16 protein-coding genes are annotated in these 17,184 nt (G+C 64.3%); 5 read left to right on the plus strand and 11 right to left on the minus strand.

From position 1 onward, the window contains the following. Positions 1-9: 9 nt before the first annotated feature. The 3 genes from N826_RS27560 to N826_RS27570 are packed head-to-tail and all read right to left on the minus strand — an operon-like array spanning position 10 to position 2,422. Positions 10-558, minus strand: a complete 549-nt coding sequence (locus N826_RS27560; protein ID WP_052832162.1) for a GNAT family N-acetyltransferase — start codon at positions 556-558, stop codon at positions 10-12. Then, positions 549-1,109 (minus strand): GNAT family N-acetyltransferase, encoded by a 561-nt coding sequence (locus N826_RS27565; RefSeq protein ID WP_044434095.1) that lies wholly within the window; start codon positions 1,107-1,109, stop codon positions 549-551. Before N826_RS27565 ends, N826_RS27560 begins: the two co-directional genes overlap by 10 nt. Then, a complete protein-coding gene (locus N826_RS27570) occupies positions 1,106-2,422 on the minus strand; it encodes an RsmB/NOP family class I SAM-dependent RNA methyltransferase (RefSeq protein ID WP_044434096.1) in 1,317 nt (438 codons plus the stop codon). The genes N826_RS27565 and N826_RS27570 overlap by 4 nt, the downstream gene beginning before the upstream one ends. Positions 2,423-2,735: 313 nt before the next feature. On the opposite strand from N826_RS27570, the gene N826_RS27575 reads away from it, so the two are divergent. Both N826_RS27575 and N826_RS27580 read left to right on the plus strand, forming a co-directional pair. After that, positions 2,736-3,308 (plus strand): hypothetical protein, encoded by a 573-nt coding sequence (locus N826_RS27575; RefSeq protein WP_044434098.1) that lies wholly within the window; start codon positions 2,736-2,738, stop codon positions 3,306-3,308. Beyond that, positions 3,305-3,838, plus strand: a complete 534-nt coding sequence (locus tag N826_RS27580; RefSeq protein WP_044434100.1) for a hypothetical protein — start codon at positions 3,305-3,307, stop codon at positions 3,836-3,838. Before N826_RS27575 ends, N826_RS27580 begins: the two co-directional genes overlap by 4 nt. A gap of 87 nt (positions 3,839-3,925) precedes the next feature. Here N826_RS27580 and guaB read toward each other — a convergent pair whose 3' ends face one another. Further along, positions 3,926-5,401: an IMP dehydrogenase gene (gene guaB, locus N826_RS27585; RefSeq protein ID WP_044434102.1), complete on the minus strand. Its 1,476-nt coding sequence runs from the start codon at positions 5,399-5,401 to the stop codon at positions 3,926-3,928. Positions 5,402-5,651: 250 nt separating this feature from the next. Between guaB and N826_RS43410 the strand changes: the two genes are divergently transcribed. Both N826_RS43410 and N826_RS43415 read left to right on the plus strand, forming a co-directional pair. Beyond that, a complete protein-coding gene (locus tag N826_RS43410) occupies positions 5,652-5,864 on the plus strand; it encodes a hypothetical protein (protein WP_147040879.1) in 213 nt (70 codons plus the stop codon). A gap of 83 nt (positions 5,865-5,947) precedes the next feature. Continuing rightward, positions 5,948-6,391, plus strand: coding sequence for a hypothetical protein (locus N826_RS43415; RefSeq protein WP_147040881.1), 444 nt, complete (start codon positions 5,948-5,950; stop codon positions 6,389-6,391). A 96-nt stretch (positions 6,392-6,487) separates the two neighbouring features. Here N826_RS43415 and N826_RS27595 read toward each other — a convergent pair whose 3' ends face one another. From N826_RS27595 to uraH, 7 genes are read right to left on the minus strand one after another with little or no spacing between them, the layout of a single operon-like run. Then, positions 6,488-7,417, minus strand: coding sequence for an ABC transporter permease (locus N826_RS27595; RefSeq protein ID WP_044434105.1), 930 nt, complete (start codon positions 7,415-7,417; stop codon positions 6,488-6,490). After that, on the minus strand, positions 7,414-8,502 hold the full coding sequence (locus N826_RS27600) for an ABC transporter permease (protein WP_044434107.1): 1,089 nt from the start codon (positions 8,500-8,502) through the stop codon (positions 7,414-7,416). Before N826_RS27600 ends, N826_RS27595 begins: the two co-directional genes overlap by 4 nt. Next, the gene (locus N826_RS27605; RefSeq protein ID WP_044434108.1) at positions 8,492-10,063 is read right to left on the minus strand and encodes an ABC transporter ATP-binding protein; all 1,572 of its coding nucleotides are present in this window, start codon (positions 10,061-10,063) and stop codon (positions 8,492-8,494) included. The genes N826_RS27600 and N826_RS27605 overlap by 11 nt, the downstream gene beginning before the upstream one ends. 20 nt (positions 10,064-10,083) lie before the next feature. Further along, entirely contained in the window at positions 10,084-10,950 is an 867-nt protein-coding gene (xdhC, locus tag N826_RS27610; RefSeq protein WP_044434110.1) for a xanthine dehydrogenase accessory protein XdhC, read from the minus strand. Next, complete coding sequence (gene xdhB / locus N826_RS27615) at positions 10,947-13,289, minus strand: xanthine dehydrogenase molybdopterin binding subunit (RefSeq protein ID WP_044434111.1); 2,343 nt, start codon at positions 13,287-13,289, stop codon at positions 10,947-10,949. The genes xdhC and xdhB overlap by 4 nt, the downstream gene beginning before the upstream one ends. Next, positions 13,282-14,754: a xanthine dehydrogenase small subunit gene (gene xdhA, locus N826_RS27620; protein ID WP_044434113.1), complete on the minus strand. Its 1,473-nt coding sequence runs from the start codon at positions 14,752-14,754 to the stop codon at positions 13,282-13,284. Before xdhA ends, xdhB begins: the two co-directional genes overlap by 8 nt. Positions 14,755-14,775: 21 nt before the next feature. Beyond that, on the minus strand, positions 14,776-15,159 hold the full coding sequence (gene uraH / locus N826_RS27625) for a hydroxyisourate hydrolase (protein WP_044434115.1): 384 nt from the start codon (positions 15,157-15,159) through the stop codon (positions 14,776-14,778). Positions 15,160-15,348: 189 nt separating this feature from the next. Between uraH and N826_RS27630 the strand changes: the two genes are divergently transcribed. Continuing rightward, positions 15,349-17,115, plus strand: coding sequence for an allantoate amidohydrolase (locus N826_RS27630; protein ID WP_044434117.1), 1,767 nt, complete (start codon positions 15,349-15,351; stop codon positions 17,113-17,115). Positions 17,116-17,184 lie beyond the last annotated feature (69 nt).

Raw genomic sequence — 17,184 nt, forward strand, 5'->3', positions numbered from 1 at the left:
TGGGGTCTTCTAGCGCACCGGCGGGTCCGCCGACAATCGCGCCAGCGGAGCAAGGTCGCGCCAGCCATAGGCGACTTCCGTCAGGGTAGCACCGGCGAATCCGACCGGCTTCTCGGCGAGCCGGACGCCGCCGAGACGTTCGTAGAACCAGCGCGACGGATTGTTGTGAAGGACCCAGACGACGGCGGAGTTCATGCCGTAATTGACCAGCTCGGCCGCCATGGACGCCATCAGCAGTCGGCCGATTCCGCGCCCTTGGGCGTAATCGTAGAGGTAAAGCGCGTAGAACTCGCCGCCGAAACCTTCGATGCGAGTGCGCTGGGTCCCGCAGGAGGCGAAACCGACGACTCCGTAGGGCGGCTCGACCGCGACGAAGCTGGCATGGATGCGGCCATGGTCGCTGAGGATGGCGCGCCAGCGCTCGGTATAGGCGTCGGTCGAGAGGCCGAGCAGATAGGCGTCCGGTACCATCCCCGGATAAGTACTGCGCCAGCTGGCCACATGGACCTGCGCTATACCCGCGGCGTCATCCGCGCGGGCGCGCCTTATCAGCGCCATACCTCCTCGCTCCGCCGCGCCAGCGGCGTGATATCGCCCCAGCCATAGGCTACTTCCATGACCTGCGTTCCATCGAACATGAGGGGCCGGTCGCTGACCAGCTTGCCGCCCATTTTCTCATAGAAACGCCGCGCCTTCCAATTATCCCGCAAGGCCCACACGGAGGCGGCCGTCATACCGCGCAAGGTCATCGCCGCGGCCATCGTCGTCATCAGCCTTGTGCCAAGTCCCTGCCCCTGCCCGACCTTGAGGACGTACAGGGCGTGGAACTCGCCGGAATAATCCGTCAGTCCGACCTGCTCCGGTCCATTGACGCCGAACCCGATGACCCGATCCTCGCCGTCTATCGGCATCTCGGCTAAGAAGATATCGGTGCGGTTCCGTTTGTTGTCCAGAACCTGCGCCCAGTAGCGCGTCCGGCTGAACACGTCCATCGATGCCAGCGTGCGGGCGGGAACGATGCCGGGATAGGTTTCACGCCAGCCTGCAACATGCACATATGCCACCGCAGCGGCATCGTCGAGCCGCGCACGCCGGATCCGCCCGATCATTCCACAGCGCTCCCGCGCTCCATTACGCCTGCGAAAAAGCCGTCGGTGCCGTGCCGCGCCGGGGACAGCCGCATATAGGGACCGGTGCCCGGGCTGGCGGTACCGACCGCCTGTTCCCATAGATCGTCTACCGGCTTGACCGTGAAGTCAGGATGGGAGGCAAGGAATGCGTCGATTTGACGCTCGTTCTCCTGCGGCAGCATCGAGCAGGTCGCATAGATCAGCCGTCCGCCCGGTTTGACCAGACGGGCAGCACTGTCCAGGATGCTGTGCTGGAGCTTCAGCAGTTCTTCCAGTCCCGGTCCCAGCAGACGCCACCGGCTGTCCGGATTGCGCCGCCATGTGCCCGTGCCGGTACAGGGAGCATCGACAAGGACCCGGTCGAACTTGCCCTTGTGTCGCTTGACCCAGGGGTCGCGCTCGCTGGCGAGCGGGCGGGTCTCGATGTTGTGCAGGCCAGCCCGGCGGAACCGCTCGGCGGCCCGCTTCAGGCGCTTTTCCAGCACGTCGCAGGCGACCAGCCGGCCCTTGTTCTGCATTCCCGCAGCGATGGCGAGCGCCTTGCCGCCGGCGCCGGAGCAGAAATCCACGACCTGATGACCTGGCTTGGCGTCGGTCAGCAGCCCGATGAGCTGCGATCCTTCGTCCTGTATCTCGACCAGGCCGGCCTTGAAGGCGTCGGTCGAAGCCAGCGGTGGGCGACCGTAAATCCGGACGCCGAAGGGCGACCAGCGCGTCGCCTCCCCCTCGATCCCGGCCGACGCGAGAGCCGCGATGGCCGCATCCCGGTCGCCCTTGACGGTATTGACGCGGAGGTCGAGGGGGGCCGCGTCGAGCAGGGCCGCGAGTTCGGGTACGAAGCGGTCGCCGAGGAATTCCCGGAGGAGGTCCGCCGCCCAGTCCGGGCATTCGACCCTGATCTGCTCCGGCATGTCCGGATGGTCGAGCGTATGGCCTTCCAGCTTGTTCGCCAGCTTGATCTCGCCGGCCGAAAACTCCGCCGGCGCGAAGCGGCCGCCGCTGAACAGCTTGTCGAGGTGGTCGGCGGGCCGGCCCTGGGCAAGGATCTGGTCGGCGATCAGCAAGGTCCGGGCGGTTATGGGGAAGCCGCCGGCATGGGTGAACCACCAGCGCAGGCGCGCGTGGCGGCGCAGAACGCCGTAGACGGTTTCCGCCACGGCGGCGCGGTCCTTGGCACCGATGAAGCGACGGGCACGGAAGAAGGCGCTGATCACGGCATCTGCCGGACGCGGCGTCACCTCCACCTCGTCGAGGAGTTCGATGGCGGCTTGAAGACGGGCGCCGGGGGTCATCTGGTCTCTGCTGAATGCACGGGGGCGAACTTGCGTCCAAACTTACATGAAGGTGTGACATGGGCGATTAATCGCCGCCGCGCAACAGCTTTCATCGGCAGGACAGCGCTGCGGCGGCGAAAACACCACCTCGCCGGTCAGGACGCGCGGCATCCTGCCGACTGCCCCAGGGGGTGCGGCGTCAGGAAGCTTCGATAGTGTATTGCCCGGCCATCAAACTACCTCCATAGTGGTAGAAGGGCATAGGTGCGCATGGTATATTGCCGTACCCTGCCGATAATGATTTTCAATGATCCGTAGTGGTGCTTAGGGCATGTCGCCGGTTGACATAATCACTGACTTACTGATTGCGGGCATTGCCGGAACGCTGGGATATTTCGGTGCCCGCCTGGGCGGAGAGCTCTGGGCGCGCATCATCCTCGACAGCAAGGAAGCCAAGGACCTTCAGGCCAAGCTGAAGCGTCGAGCTCCGTTGATCCCGGCATTCTCGCAAAGATGCGGACGCCTCAGGCTAGCCCTTGGACAGAGCGAAGCGCGACGGCGGAACGTGGAGCGGAGGATCGACGATCTGCACAGGCAGCTCGACGCCCTGGAGAACCGGGACGAGGAGTATATCCGGTTCGTGGGGCATCCCCGGCCCGGACATCATCATTTCAAGGCCGTGATGATCAATCGGCACGTTCAGACCGCCATTCGTGAGGGGCGGACCCATGGGCTTCTGGATAACAGCTGGGCTCGTCCGCAAAACGTCGAGATCTGGGCCAGCAGTCTGGCGGACGCCAAAGGCAGCCTCAATGCCCGCTTTCCCATGAGCCTTGGATTCGTCGTGATCGAGATGATCGAACCCGAAGACGCCCCACAGGACGCGCAGGGAGATGCCGCATGATCACGACCTATATCCTGTCGTTCTTCACCGGCTATCTCGGCATTCTGCTGGGATTTCGCTTTGCCTTGGACCGGGTGCAGATCGCCCGGCGCCGTATCGCCAACCTGCACAAGGACAAGATCCTTCAGGTCGCGTCGATACGTGAGCTTGCCAAGGCGGCCAAGGTCAGCAAGCACAAGCTCAAGGAAAGCGAACTGCTTGTCGGACGGCTGGAAACCGAGGTCCGAACGCTCGAGGAGCGAGTCGGATCGGTCAAGCGCGCGGATAACAGGCTGGTCGTTCTCGACGAGCGCCGCCTGCCGGAGGATCATCCATGGATCCTGAGTATTTCCGGACCGGGGGGCCTGCTTCCCGAAGCGAAAGGCGACGAAGGCCACGAGAACTGGACCGGCACCATGCGGTTCCTGGTCTGGGCGGCGACCGAAAAGCGCGCGGTACACAAGGCGGCGACCCGCTATCCGGCGTCGCGCGGCTTCAAGTTGGAAGTGCTGGAAGAGAAGGGCCGGAACGGTCCTTCGCAGGCGGCCTAGCACCAGGAACGCTGTACCGCAAAGGCCGCAGACATCGACCGGCAGTCCCCGGCGATGTCTGCGGTCCCTGCTATCAGGTGCCCGAGGTCACAGGTCGCGGCGGTAGTTCGGCGCCTCGTTGGTGATCATGATGTCGTGGACGTGGCTTTCGCGCAGCCCGGCATTGGTGATCTTGACGAAATTGCAGTTCTTCTGCATCTCGGGAACCGTCCGGTTGCCGGTGTAGCCCATCGCCGCCTTCAGACCGCCGACGAGTTGATGGATCACGCCGCCGACCGGCCCCTTATAGGGCACGCGGCCTTCGACGCCTTCGGGAACCAGCTTCATCGTGTCGCGCACTTCCTGCTGGAAGTAGCGGTCGGCCGAACCGCGTGCCATGGCGCCGACCGACCCCATGCCGCGATAGCTCTTGTAGCTGCGGCCCTGGTACAGGATGACCTCACCGGGGCTCTCGTCCGTGCCGGCGAACAGGCTGCCGAGCATCGCGCAATCGGCACCGGCTGCAATCGCCTTGGCGAGGTCGCCCGAATACTTGATGCCGCCGTCGCTGACGACCGGAATGCCCTGGCGATGGCATTCCTCGACCACGTCCATGACGGCCGTCAGCTGCGGGACGCCGACGCCGGCGACCATGCGGGTCGTGCAGATCGATCCGGGACCGATGCCGACCTTGACGGCATCGACGCCGACGCCGATCAGAGCCTTGGCGGCCTCGGCGGTCGCGACGTTGCCGGCCACGACCTGGGTATAGTTGGACAGGCGGCGCACCCGCTCGATCTGCTCCATCACCTTGGACGAATGGCCGTGGGCGGTATCGACCACCAGCACGTCGACCTCGGCGTCGAACAGCGCCTCGGCGCGGGCGAGACCGTCGTCGCCGGTACCGGTCGCGGCGGCGGCGCGCAGACGGCCCTGGTCGTCCTTGCAGGCGTTGGGATGGAGCTGGGCTTTTTCGATGTCCTTGACGGTGATCAGACCGATGCAACGGTAGGCGTCATCGACCACGAGGAGCTTCTCGATGCGGAACTGGTGGAGCAGGCGCTTGGCTTCCGACTGATCGACACCTTCCCGCACCGTGACCAGACGCTCGTGGGTCATCAGTTCCGAAACCCGCTGCTGCGGGTTGGAAGCGAACCGCACGTCGCGGTTGGTCAAGATGCCGACCAGCTTTCCGGAAGGCTGCTCGACCACCGGGATGCCGGAGATGCGGTAGCTTGCCATCAGGCTCAGCGCATCGGCGAGGCTGGCGGTCGGTTCGATGGTGATGGGATTGACCACCATGCCCGACTCGAACCGCTTGACGCGGCGGACTTCATCGGCCTGCCGCTCGATATCCATGTTGCGGTGAAGCACGCCGATACCGCCGGCCTGGGCCATCGCAATGGCGAGGGCGCTCTCGGTCACCGTGTCCATCGCGGCGGACATCAGCGGAATTCCAAGTTCGATCGTCTTGGTCAGCCGGGTGCGCGTGTCGGTCTGCGCCGGCAGGACCGAGGATTCGGCCGGCACCAGCAGGACGTCGTCGAAGGTTAAGGCTTCGCGAAACTGCACGATCTGGGCCATTTACCGTCTCCTGGCGTAAAATTTGCGGCACTATACACAGGAAACGCGCGGTGTGAAGTCTGTGTTGCCCTGCGGCAAACGCAGGGCTGAGGGATTGGACGGATTTTTGCTGGGGCGCTATCGCTTGCAAAGGCTGAACGCACCGGCTCTCCCTGGTGATCAAAACACGTGATATGCGCCTTTGAAGCAACCTTGCTCGCAATGCCTAAAAAGTGGTAGAATACCTTCTATCATATGCATGGAGCTTCAGATGTCTGAATTGGCACGGGACGATGCGTCCTTCAACTCTCCAGCAACAGGAACATCTAAGAATAAGAATCTTTCGGAAGAAAAAGGCTTATCAACTATAATGGTTTACGACGCTAAGCTGACTACTTATCTGGAACAACACTACAATGAAATAATGGCTCTCGTTGAAGAGCGGCGACGCCCAGAGCACGCCGATCAATGGGAACAAATTTAATTTCCTTTTTAAGTTGTAATGATCCAAAATCATAAAATTTACTCTTTGAACTGATTTTGTAATGACAGAAAAATTTACTTTGATTGCTTTCAAAGAGTGTTATCAGCGAAGCTGGCCGTGACTTCCATGAAGAGGCACCGTTTAAACAGCAAAGAGCGAACCTCAGAGAAATCGAACTACGTGCTTATGATGCAATCATTACCGATATTCGGAGGCATGGAATCAGGATTTCTTCCGGTATAATTGAAGCTAATTCCGATATATTATTCAAAGGACATGGAGTTTTTCAGTTAAGAAAATCCCCGTTCTCAAGGATGGTCTTTGGACGCTATGCAGTTGTCAATGTTGACAAAAATGAGGTAGTTGGGATCTTAGTGTTGTTCATGGGCTCAAACCTTCAAGGTCCGAACACTATAGAAATGATAGAGCTGCGGCGGTTCAAACCTTTCATCGACGGATCACCCAACTACGCCACGATCACGCACATCATTGCTCCAGAGCTGAAGCGATATGAAGACGGGTTCTAACTACTGGCCCGTTCTATACGTAGGGACATTCGGTTTCTCCAAGACTTCCTCCGACCCACTCACTTCGAATCTGTCGGAGGAAATCATGCTTTTGGTTCAAACCGATGGCCGGAACGACTGCCCGAGGCAGGCCGGGGCCTGGAAGCGGCCACGCCAGGGACCGGCGGAGATGATCGTCAGAACGGCGATGGTTGCCAGATAGGGCAGCATCGTGAAGACCTGGGACGGCAGGCCGACGGTGCTGCCGCTGCCTTGGGCATGAAGCTGGAGGATGGTCACTCCGCCGAAGATATAGGCGCCGAGAAGCACCCTGCCCGGCCGCCAGGAACCGAAAACCACCAGGGCAAGGGCGATCCAGCCACGGCCCGAGGTCATGTTCTCCGCCCACATCGGAGTCACTGACAGCGACAGGAACGCGCCGCCCAGGCCGGCCATGGCGCCGCCGAACATCGTCGCCAGATAGCGGACGCCGATCACGGGATGGCCGATCGAGTGGGCGGATTCGGCTGACTCGCCGACGGCGCGCAGGACCATGCCGGCATGGGTGTATTTCAGGAACCAGCCAACCGCGACAGTCAGGGCGATCGACAGGTAGACCATTGCGTCGTACTGGAACAGCAACGGGCCGATGATCGGCAAGGTGCTGAGGACGGGGATGTCGAGCTTGGGCAAGCCTGCGATGGGCATGCCGACGAAGCCGGCGCCGATCAGGGCGCTGAGGCCGATGCCGAAGATGGTCAGGGCAAGGCCGGTCGCCACCTGATTGGCCATTAGGGTCAGGACGAGCACGGCGAAGACCAGGGCCAGTGCCGCACCGGCCAGGGCCGCCGAGCCGATGCCGAGGATCGCGCTGCCGGTGGACATCGTAACGCCGAATCCGACGACGGCGCCGATCAGCATCATGCCCTCGACACCGAGGTTCAGGACGCCGGAGCGTTCGGCCACCAGTTCGCCGACGGCGGCGAACAGCATCGGGGTGGCGGCGATGACGATGGAAACCGTTATCAGGACCAGAAAATCGGTCATGCCGTGGCGACCTCCCGGCGGGGTTTGGCGGACTGGATACGGATGCGGTAGCGGACGAGGAAGTCCGACGCGAGCAGGTAGAACAGCAGCATTCCCTGGAACACGCCTGTCGCCGCCTGCGGCAACTGGGCATAGACCTGGGCGTTCTCGCCGCCGATATAGGAGATCGCCATGACGATCCCGGCCAGGACGATACCGATCGGGTTGAGGCGGCCGAGGAAGGCCACGATGATGGCGGTGAAGCCGTAGCCAGGCGTGAGTTGGGGCGTCAGCTGGCCGATTGGGCCAGCGACTTCGACCATGCCGGCGATGCCGGCGAGCGCTCCGGCCAGGAGCAGCGAGAACCAGACGGTGCCCTTCTGGCTGAAGCCGGCGAAACGGGCTGCCATGGGGGCTTGGCCGACGACTTTGATCTGGAAGCCGGTGACGGTGTAGGTCAGCAGCACCCAGGCGGCGGCGGCCGCGAACAGCGCCACCAGGGCTCCGACGTGAAGGCGGGTCCCTTCAAGGATGACCGGCAGGATGGCGGCCTCGGTGAACAGGCGGCTCTGCGGGAAGTTGAAGCCATCCGGATCGCGCCAGGGACCGTGGACCAGGATGCTCAGCACCAGCGCCGCAACGTAGGTCAGCATCAGGCTGGTCAGGATCTCGCTGACTTCGAACTTCGTCTTGAGGAAGGCGGGGATGGCCGCCCACAGCATACCGCCAAGGGCGCCGGCCACGAACATCAGCGGGAGGATCCAGACGCCCTCGTCGCCCCAAAAGGCCAGCGCCACGCCGGCGCCGAAGATGGCGCCCATCGTCAACTGGCCTTCCGCTCCGATATTCCAGACATTGGCGCGGAAGCCGATGGCGAGGCCGGTGGCGATCAGGATCAGCGGTCCGCCCTTGACAGCCAGTTCGGCGAGGCCGAACTGGGTTTCCAGCGGCGAGACCAGGAAGATGTAGAGCGTCGATCCGGGATTGAGGCCGAGGATCATGAACAGCAGGTAGCCGGACAGGATGGTCAAGGCGATTGCCAGCAGGGGCGTGCCGTAGACCAGCCAGCGGGGGATTTCCCGCCTTGCTTCGAACTTAAGCGACATTCTGGGCACTCCCATGGACAGCCGGGACTTCGGCGGACATGCCGTGCAGGCCGCCCATCAGCAATCCGATTTCCTCCATCGAGGCATCGGCGGTATCGATGGCCCTGGACAGCGATCCCACGTTAAGGACCGCGAGGCGGTCGCACAGGGTCAGCAACTCGTCCAGGTCCTGGGAAACCACGACGATGCCCGCCCCGTTCTGGGCAAGGTTGAACAGGGCTTGGTGGATGGCAGCCGCCGCTCCGGCATCGACGCCCCAGGTCGGCTGGGCGATGACGAGAACTTCGGGAGTCTGGAGGATCTCGCGGCCGACGATGTATTTCTGGAGATTGCCGCCGGACAGGCTGCGGGCGGCGCTTTCCGGGCCGCGCGCCTTGACGCCGAATTCCTGGATGATCCGCTCGGCGAACTCGCGGGTGGCGTCGTGCTTGATCCAACCGCCTACCGCCAGCTTCATCCGGTTGCGGGCGCTGATCAGGGCGTTGGACGCGAGGCTCATGTCGGGGACCGCGGCGTGGCCGTTGCGCTCCTCCGGAACGCAACACAATCCAAGCGCACGGCGCGGTTCGACGCCGAGATTGCCGACGGGCTTGCCGTCGAGCCGGATCGAGGATGGCTGGGCTACGGTCAGCTCGCCGGACAGCGCCCGCATCAATTCGTTTTGGCCGTTGCCGGCGACGCCGGCGATGCCGAAGATCTCGCCGGCGGCCACTTCGAAGCCGATGCTCTTCAGGTTGATGCCGAAGGGCTGGTCGGTGGCAAGGCTGAGGTTATCGACGTTGAAGCGGGTGGCGGTGCGTGGGCGGGCGCCCCGGCGAGCCAGAGTCTTCAGTTCGGCCCCGATCATCATCTGCGCCATGCCACGGGTGGATTCCGTCGCGGGATCGCATTCGCCGACGACCTTGCCTCCCCGCAGGATCGTGGCGTGGTGGCACAGGTCCTTGATCTCCTGGAGCTTGTGGCTGATGTAGAGGATCGAGCAGCCCTCGGCCGAAAGCTGGCGGAGAGTGCCGAACAGGCGCTCGACCTCCTGCGGGGTAAGGACGGAGGTTGGCTCGTCCATGATCAGCAGCTTGGGGTCCTGGAGCAGGCAGCGGACGATCTCGACGCGCTGGCGCTCGCCGACGGACAGGGTATGGATCTCACGCCGGGGGTCGAGCGGCAGGCCGTAGGCTTTGGAGACTTCGATGATGCGGTCGTTGAGCTTCCGCATGTCGGACTTGCCTTCGAGGCCGAGCGCTATGTTCTCCAACACCGACATGCCGTCGAACAGCGAGAAGTGCTGGAACACCATGCCGACCCCGATGCGGCGGGCCGCGTGGGGATTGGCGAGGGTGACGGCTTGGCCGTTCCACAGGACCTCGCCTTCGTCGGCGTGGAGAACGCCGTAGATGATCTTGACCAGGGTGGATTTGCCGGCGCCGTTTTCTCCCAGCAATGCGTGGATTTCACCCGGTTGGACTGAGAAGCTGACGCCATCGTTGGCGACTACCCCAGGGAAGCGTTTGGTTATTCTGCGAAGCTCAAGCCGGGGAGGCGCCCCGGCGGCATCGTTGGTCATGTTTCACTCTCCCAGTTCCCTCAGAGTTTTACTTCAAGCCTCGCATCGGCAGGTTCTTCGGCCTCTTTCGATGCTATGGCAACGGTAATGAGCAGTTCCGCCGCGACCAGAGCCGCGATCACGGTGGGTCTTTTGTCGCGGTGTAAAGCCGAGCCGATCGGGCAGGTCAACCGGCTGAGGATTTGCGGGTCGCCGCCATGGGCGGTGAAGGTGCGCTCGAAGCGGCGACGCTTGGTGGCCGAGCCGATCAGGCCGGCATAGGCGAAGTCGGCCCGGCGGAGGACGGCTTCGGCGATCTGGAAGTCCAGCGCGTGCAGGTGGGTCAGGATCAGGTAGCAGGAGCCTGTCGGGGCTTCGGCGATCAGGTCCAGTGGTGCGCTGGTGACGATGGGGTGGACGTTGTCGCCGGGAGGCCGGGTTGGGAACTCTTCGGGCCGTTCATCGATCCACTGGATGTCGAACGGCAGGGGCGCCAGCGCCGTGGCGATGGCCTTGCCGACATGTCCGGCGCCGAACAGCAGGACGCGGGTCAGGCGGGAGGAGGCTGCTTGCTCCTCCGCTTCGATGCGGGTGAGGACGGCGGGGTCGGCCCGCTCCAGCCTGAGGGTGACGTGACCGCCGCAGCATTGGCCGATGGCGGGACCGAGCGGAACTTCGATGGTTGCTTCAGTGGGCTGTGCCGGATCGGACGCCAGCATGCGGGCACGGGAAATCGCGTCCCATTCCAGCCGGCCGCCGCCGATAGTGCCGACCGTAGCGTCCGCCCCTACGAGCATGCGGGCGCCCGGCTCGCGCGGCGTCGAGCCGCGGGCTTCGGCCACCGTCACCAGGGCGGCCGGTTCGCCGCGCTGGAGCATGCCTTTGAGTACGGACGCCAGATCGGTCATGGTGGCGAAACCTGCTCCAGCATCGCCTCGATCGCGGCCAGCACCTTTTCGGGCGTGGCCGGGGGATCGATGCGGGGGCACCGCTGGTATCCGGCGACGCTGGCGACCGCGTCGGAGATCGCATGGAGCACCGACATGCCGAGCATCAGGGGAGGCTCGCCGACCGCCTTGGAGCGATAGATCGTGTCCTTGCGGTTCGGCGAGTTCTCCAGCAGATGGACGTTGAAGATCTTTGGGCGGTCGCTGCATGCCGGGATCTTGTAGGTGCTGGGCGCATGGGTGCGGAGGTGGCCGCGCTGGTCCCACCACAGTTCTTCCATGGTCAGCCAGCCCATCCCCTGGACGAAGCCGCCTTCGACCTGCCCCCGGTCGAGTGCTGGGTTCAGCGACTTGCCGACGTCGTGGAGGATATCGACACGATCGACGCGGTACTCGCCGGTTAATGTATCGACGGTGACTTCCGCCGCCGCCGCACCGTAGGAGAAGTAATAGAACGGCTTGCCGCTGCCGGCAGTCCGGTCCCAATGAATCTCCGGCGTCTTGTAGAAGCCGGTGGAGGAGAGCTGGATGCGGGCCATGTAGGCGGTGCGGACCAGATCGGCGAAGGGGATCTCCTGATTGCCGATGCGGACCCGGTTGGGCAGGAAGACGACTTGCTCGCGCGGCACTCCCCAGTTCTCCACCGCGAAGCCGATCAGGCGTTCCTTGATGGTGTGGGCCGCGACCTGGGCGGCCTTGCCGTTGAGGTCGGCGCCGGAGGATGCCGCCGTGGCGGAGGTGTTGGGCACCTTGCCGGTCGTGGTCGCGGTGATCCGGACCTTGTCGATGTCGATCTGGAATTCCTCGGCGACGACCTGGGCGACCTTGACGTAGAGCCCCTGCCCCATCTCCGTCCCGCCGTGGTTCAGGTGGACGCTGCCGTCGGTGTAGACGTGGACGAGAGCGCCGGCCTGATTGTACTGGGTGGCGGTGAAGGAGATGCCGAACTTGACTGGCGTCAGGGCGATGCCCTTCCGCAGGTAGCCGCCTTTTGCGTTGTGCTCGCGGATCGCGGCGCGGCGGGCCTGGTAGTCGCTGCGGGCTTCAAGGTCGGCCACCAGTTCGGGGGCGATGTTGTCCTCGACCGTCTGGTGGTACGGCGTCACGTCGCGGCCGGCTTCGCCGTAGAAGTTCAGCTTGCGGATCTCCAGCGGGTCTTTGCCGACGGCGTAGGCGATTTCCTCGATGATGCGTTCGGCCGCGACCATGCCCTGCGGGCCGCCGAAGCCCCGGAAGGCGGTGTTGGATACGGTGTTGGTCTTCAACGGCAGGGATTGCGCGTGGACCGCCTCGTAGAAGTAGGTGTTGTCGCAGTGGAACAGAGCGCGGTCGGTGACCGGGCCGGAAAGGTCGGCGGCGAAGCCGCAGCGGGCGGCGAACAGGAAATCGACGCCCTTGATACGGCCCTCGTCATCGAAGCCGACGCTGTAATCGACCTCGAAGTCGTGGCGCTTGCCGGTGATGACCATGTCGTCGTCGCGGTCGGGGCGCAGCTTGGCGGCGCGACCTGTCTTCTTGGCGACCAAGGCCGCCGTTGCGGCGAACAGGTTCGCCTGGGTTTCCTTGCCGCCGAAGGCTCCGCCCATGCGCCGGACTTCGATGGAGACGGCGTTGGCGGGGATGCTCAGCACGTGGGCTACGATGTGCTGGACTTCGCTGGGATGCTGGGTCGAGGAATGGACGAGCACTTCGTCGTCCTCGCCGGGGACCGCCATGGCGATCTGGCCTTCGAGATAGAAGTGGTCCTGGCCGCCGATGGCAATACGGCCTTCGAGGCGGCGGGGTGCCGAGGCTATCGCTTCGGCGGCGTCGCCGCGCTTAAGCGTCATCGGCGGGAAGACGACCGTGCCGGTTTCCCGCGCCTTGGCCGTGGTCAGGACGGGGTCGAGATCTTCGTATTCGGCAACGGCGAGGCGGGCGGCCCGGCGAGCCTGCTCGCGGGTCTCGGCGGCGACGGCGAACAAGGGCTGGCCGGCGTATTCGATCAGGTCGTCCGCGAACAGCGGTTCGTCGTGGCGGCCCATGCAGCTCACGTCGTTGGTGCCGGGAATGTCGGCCGATGTCAGCACACGGACGACGCCGGGGGCCGACTTGACCTTGGAGAGGTCGAGCGACAGCAGCTTGGCGTGCGGACGGTCGCTCAGTCCGAGATAGACGTGGAGCAGTCCCGCGGGTTCGCGGATGTCGTCGATATAGACGGCTTCGCCGGTGACATGCTTGTGGGCGCTGTCGTGCCGCCGGTCGACATGGACGCCGCCGGTGATGCGCTCCGCCGTCGCGATGGGGGTCGAATCAGGCATGGACCAGCCTCCGGTCGCCGACCAGACGCGTGTCCGCGTCGGGATCGGTCGTTTCGACATACATCTTCATCAGCAAATTCGCGGCCACGGTCATGCGGTAGCCGGAACTGGCGCGCCAGTCCGTCAGGGGCGTGAAATCGCTGCGGAGAGCGGCCATGGCGTCGCGAACGGTCGCTTCGGTCCATGGGCGGCCGGTCAGGGCCTGCTCGGCGAGGGGAGCCCGTTTCGGGGTTGCGGCCATGCCGCCGAAGGCGATGCGGGCTTCCGTCACGGTGCCGTTATCCAGCCGGATCGAGAAGGCGGCGCAGACGGCGGAGATGTCCTGGTCGAAGCGTTTGGTGATCTTGTAGGCACGGAAACGGGCATCGGGTGCCGGTTTAGGCAGGATGACCTTCTCGACGAACTCGTCCGGGCGGCGGTCCTGCTTGCCGTAGTCGATGAAGAATTCCTCGATCGGCATGCTGCGCCGGCCGGATGCGGAACGAAGGACCAGCGTGGCGCCAATCGCGATCAGTGCGGGAGGCGAGTCGCCGATCGGGGAGCCGTTGGCGATGTTTCCACCGATGGTCCCGACGTTGCGGACCTGGAGGCCGCCGATGCGCCGGATCAGCTCGCCGAAGTCGGGGTAGAGGGCTGATATGGGTGCCTGGATGTCGGTGTAGGTGGCGCCTGCCCCGATCTCCAGCGTGTCGCCGGTGTCGGTGATGTCGCGGTAGCCCTGGACGCGGCCGGTGTAGATGACGGTGTCGAGGACGCGCTGGAACTTGGTCACCCAGAGGCCGACATCGGTGGCGCCGGAAACGATGCGGGCTTCAGGGTTCTCGACCAGAAGAGTGGCGAAGGCTTCCAGGGTGGCGGGTGCGTAGAAGACGCGGTTGCCTTCGCCGACGCGGAGGGTTTCGTCGTCCCGAAGCGCCTTCAGCCCTTCGGCGATGGCGGTGCGGGCGTGGGCGAAACGGTCGCTTGCCGGATCGGCCAACTCGTACATGCGCTGGCTGGCCGCCGCGATCGGGGTGTAGCCGGTACAGCGGCACAGGTTGCCGGCAAGGGCATCGTCGATGCCGGCCGGCGTGGGGCTGGGGTCGTTGTGGTAGAGGGCGAACATCGACATTACGAAGCCCGGCGTACAGAAGCCGCACTGGGAGCCGTGGCAATCGACCATCGCCTGCTGTACCGGATGCAACTCGCCATCCGCCGTCTTCAGGTGTTCGACCGTGAGGACTTGGCAGCCGTCCAGGGTGGCCACGAAGCGGATGCAGGCATTTACGGCCTCGTACCGTATGGCGTCGCCGTCCAGCCGTCCGACGACGACGGTGCAGGCGCCGCAGTCGCCCTCGGCGCAGCCTTCCTTGGTGCCGGTCTTGCGTTCGGACAGGCGCAGCCAGTCGAGCACCGTCATCGTCGGATCGACGTTCCGGATTTCCTTCAGCTCGTCGCCCAGCAGGAATCTCACGCAATCGCGCATGGGTGCGGTTCTCCTCAGCGTTCAGCTACCGCGATAAGTCGAATAGGCGAAGGGGCTTACCAGCAGCGGCACATGGTAGTGCTGGCTTGCATTGGACAGGCCAAAGCGGAGCGGGATGCGGTCGAGGAACGGCGGCTCTTCCAGGGAGACGCCGGCTTCGCGGAAATAGGCGGCCACGTCGAACACCAGTTCATAGACACCGGGGACCATCGCGGCGCCGGACAGCAGCGGCGCGTCGCATCGGCCGTCTGAGTTGGTCCTGGTGGTCAGGACGAGTTCTCGGTCGTCGCCGGTGATTCGGAACAGGGCTACGGAAAGACCTGCCGCAGGCTTGCCGTGCATGGTATCGAGGACGTGGGTGGTGAGCCGCCCCGTGGATTCCGTGCTATTGGCCGTCGTCCCCATCTGTCTCTCCTTGCCTGTCTTCGTTTCCGCTTGTTATCGCTTTGCGGAGTTTTCTTAGTAAATGTTTCACTAATCTGCCCAGGCCGTCGATACGGCACGGCCGGAAAGACTTTCAAAACTTTCGCAAAGGTCCAAACTCCGTCCGGGACGGTAGCTTTACCCATGGATGCTATTGGTGGAAGGGTGCAAATGTCTCCGGATAATTCGAAAAATCTGGCCCGCGATCTTAACGCCGATGGCTTCATTGCCCGTTTCGGAGGCGTTTTCGAACATTCGCCCTGGATCGCGGAGGCTGCACTTGCCGCCGATCCCGGTCTGCTGCATGCCGACGTCGGCAGACTTCATGCCGCCATGGCATCAGTGCTCAGGGCTGCTGGGCCGGAGCGACAGTTGGTCGTCCTGCGAGCCCATCCGGACTTGGCCGGAAAGCTGGCGCTGGCGGGCGAGCTGACCGCCGATAGTTCGGCGGAGCAGGCGGGAGCGGGCCTCGACCGCTGCACGGCAGAGGAGTTCGCCCGCTTCCAGGAACTGAACGACCATTACCAGTCGAAGTTCGGCTTCCCCTTCATCATCGCGGTGCGCGGACTGGACCGGCACGACATCCTGCGCGCTTTCGAGAAGCGGGTCGGCAATACGCCGGAGCAGGAGTTCCAGACGGCCTTGGGGCAGGTCGAGCGGATAGCGCTGCTTCGGCTTTATCAGATAACAGGGCAGCCTCAGCACGATCTGGGCCAAGCGCTGATGGACCGGCTGGAGGAGTTCGCCACCTTCACGGCCGAACCCGGCATGCTGACGCGGCTGTTCCTGACGAAGGAACACAAGGCGGCGGCGGAGCGGCTGATCGCCTGGATGGGTGAGGCCGGCATGACCGGCAGGATCGACGCCGCCGGAAACGTGGTCGGGCGCTACGAGGGAGACCAGCCGGGGCTGCCTGCCCTGCTGATCGGCTCCCACATCGATACTGTCCGCAATGCGGGCAAATACGACGGCAACTTCGGCGTGCTGGCTGGTGTTGCGGCGGTGGCCGAGTTGAACCGGCGCGCCGAGCGGCTGCCGTTCGCCATCGAAGTGATCGGCTTTGGCGACGAGGAGGGCGTGCGCTTTCCGGTGACGCTGACCGGCAGCCGCGCCATCGCCGGCACCTTCGACGGCGCGGCGCTAGGCGTGGCGGATGCCGACGGGATCGGGTACGTGGAGGCTTTGCGTGCGTTCGGCGGCGACCCCGACGCCATCGCCTCCGCCGCGCGGCGGCCCGACGAGGTGCTGGCCTATGTCGAGGTCCATATCGAGCAGGGGCCGGTGCTGGAGGCGGAGGATCTGGGTGTCGGCGTCGTCACCGGCATCAACGGGGCGTCGCGCTTCATCGTGCGGGTCGGCGGCACCGCGAACCATGCGGGCACGGTCCCGATGAAGCTCCGGCGCGACGCGCTGGCGGGCGCTGCGGAAATGGTGCTGGCGGTCGAGCGCCGGGGGCTGGAGGGGACCGACTTGGTCGCCACCGTCGGCAGGATCGAAGCGCTGCCCGGAGCTGTCAACGTGATCCCTGGCGGCGCCGTGTTCACAATAGACCTTCGCTCACCGGACGACACCGTGCGGCGTGCCGCTTCGGCGGCTGTACTGGGCGATATCGAGGCCATCGCCGGGCGGCGCGGGCTGGCGATAGAGGTCGAGCAGTCCCACGATGCTCCGGCGACGCTGTGCGCGCCCGGCTTGATAGCACAACTGTCGGAGGCGGTCGGCCGCTGCGGCGTGCAGCCTCGGAAGCTGCCGAGCGGCGCTGGGCACGACGCCATGGCGGTGGCGGCCCTGTGCTCTGTCGGCATGCTGTTCACCCGCTGCGGCGAAGGCATCAGCCACAATCCGGCGGAATCGATCACGGTGGAGGATGCCGACTTGTCGATGCGGGTGCTGCTGGACTTTATCCGGCACTTCGACCCGGCGGCACTCGGCCATTAGTTTCATTCGTAATTTGCAGGGCAGTGTTACGACAAGCGCGTTCATGAAACGTTAACTGTACCTTGAACG

The sequence above is a fragment of the Skermanella aerolata KACC 11604 genome (assembly GCF_000936425.1).
In the GTDB taxonomy this organism is placed as follows: domain Bacteria; phylum Pseudomonadota; class Alphaproteobacteria; order Azospirillales; family Azospirillaceae; genus Skermanella; species Skermanella aerolata.

Excerpts from the sequence above, each read along its gene's own strand:
- N826_RS27560 (WP_052832162.1), bottom strand. The coding sequence starts at position 558 with ATGGCGCTGATAAGGCGCGCCCGCGCGGATGACGCCGCGGGTATAGCG.
- N826_RS27565 (WP_044434095.1), bottom strand. The coding sequence starts at position 1,109 with ATGATCGGGCGGATCCGGCGTGCGCGGCTCGACGATGCCGCTGCGGTG.
- N826_RS27570 (WP_044434096.1), bottom strand. The coding sequence starts at position 2,422 with ATGACCCCCGGCGCCCGTCTTCAAGCCGCCATCGAACTCCTCGACGAG.
- N826_RS27575 (WP_044434098.1), top strand. The coding sequence starts at position 2,736 with ATGTCGCCGGTTGACATAATCACTGACTTACTGATTGCGGGCATTGCC.
- N826_RS27580 (WP_044434100.1), top strand. The coding sequence starts at position 3,305 with ATGATCACGACCTATATCCTGTCGTTCTTCACCGGCTATCTCGGCATT.
- guaB (WP_044434102.1), bottom strand. The coding sequence starts at position 5,401 with ATGGCCCAGATCGTGCAGTTTCGCGAAGCCTTAACCTTCGACGACGTC.
- N826_RS43410 (WP_147040879.1), top strand. The coding sequence starts at position 5,652 with ATGTCTGAATTGGCACGGGACGATGCGTCCTTCAACTCTCCAGCAACA.
- N826_RS27595 (WP_044434105.1), bottom strand. The coding sequence starts at position 7,417 with ATGACCGATTTTCTGGTCCTGATAACGGTTTCCATCGTCATCGCCGCC.
- N826_RS27600 (WP_044434107.1), bottom strand. The coding sequence starts at position 8,502 with ATGTCGCTTAAGTTCGAAGCAAGGCGGGAAATCCCCCGCTGGCTGGTC.
- N826_RS27605 (WP_044434108.1), bottom strand. The coding sequence starts at position 10,063 with ATGACCAACGATGCCGCCGGGGCGCCTCCCCGGCTTGAGCTTCGCAGA.
- xdhC (WP_044434110.1), bottom strand. The coding sequence starts at position 10,950 with ATGACCGATCTGGCGTCCGTACTCAAAGGCATGCTCCAGCGCGGCGAA.
- xdhB (WP_044434111.1), bottom strand. The coding sequence starts at position 13,289 with ATGCCTGATTCGACCCCCATCGCGACGGCGGAGCGCATCACCGGCGGC.
- xdhA (WP_044434113.1), bottom strand. The coding sequence starts at position 14,754 with ATGCGCGATTGCGTGAGATTCCTGCTGGGCGACGAGCTGAAGGAAATC.
- uraH (WP_044434115.1), bottom strand. The coding sequence starts at position 15,159 with ATGGGGACGACGGCCAATAGCACGGAATCCACGGGGCGGCTCACCACC.
- N826_RS27630 (WP_044434117.1), top strand. The coding sequence starts at position 15,349 with ATGTCTCCGGATAATTCGAAAAATCTGGCCCGCGATCTTAACGCCGAT.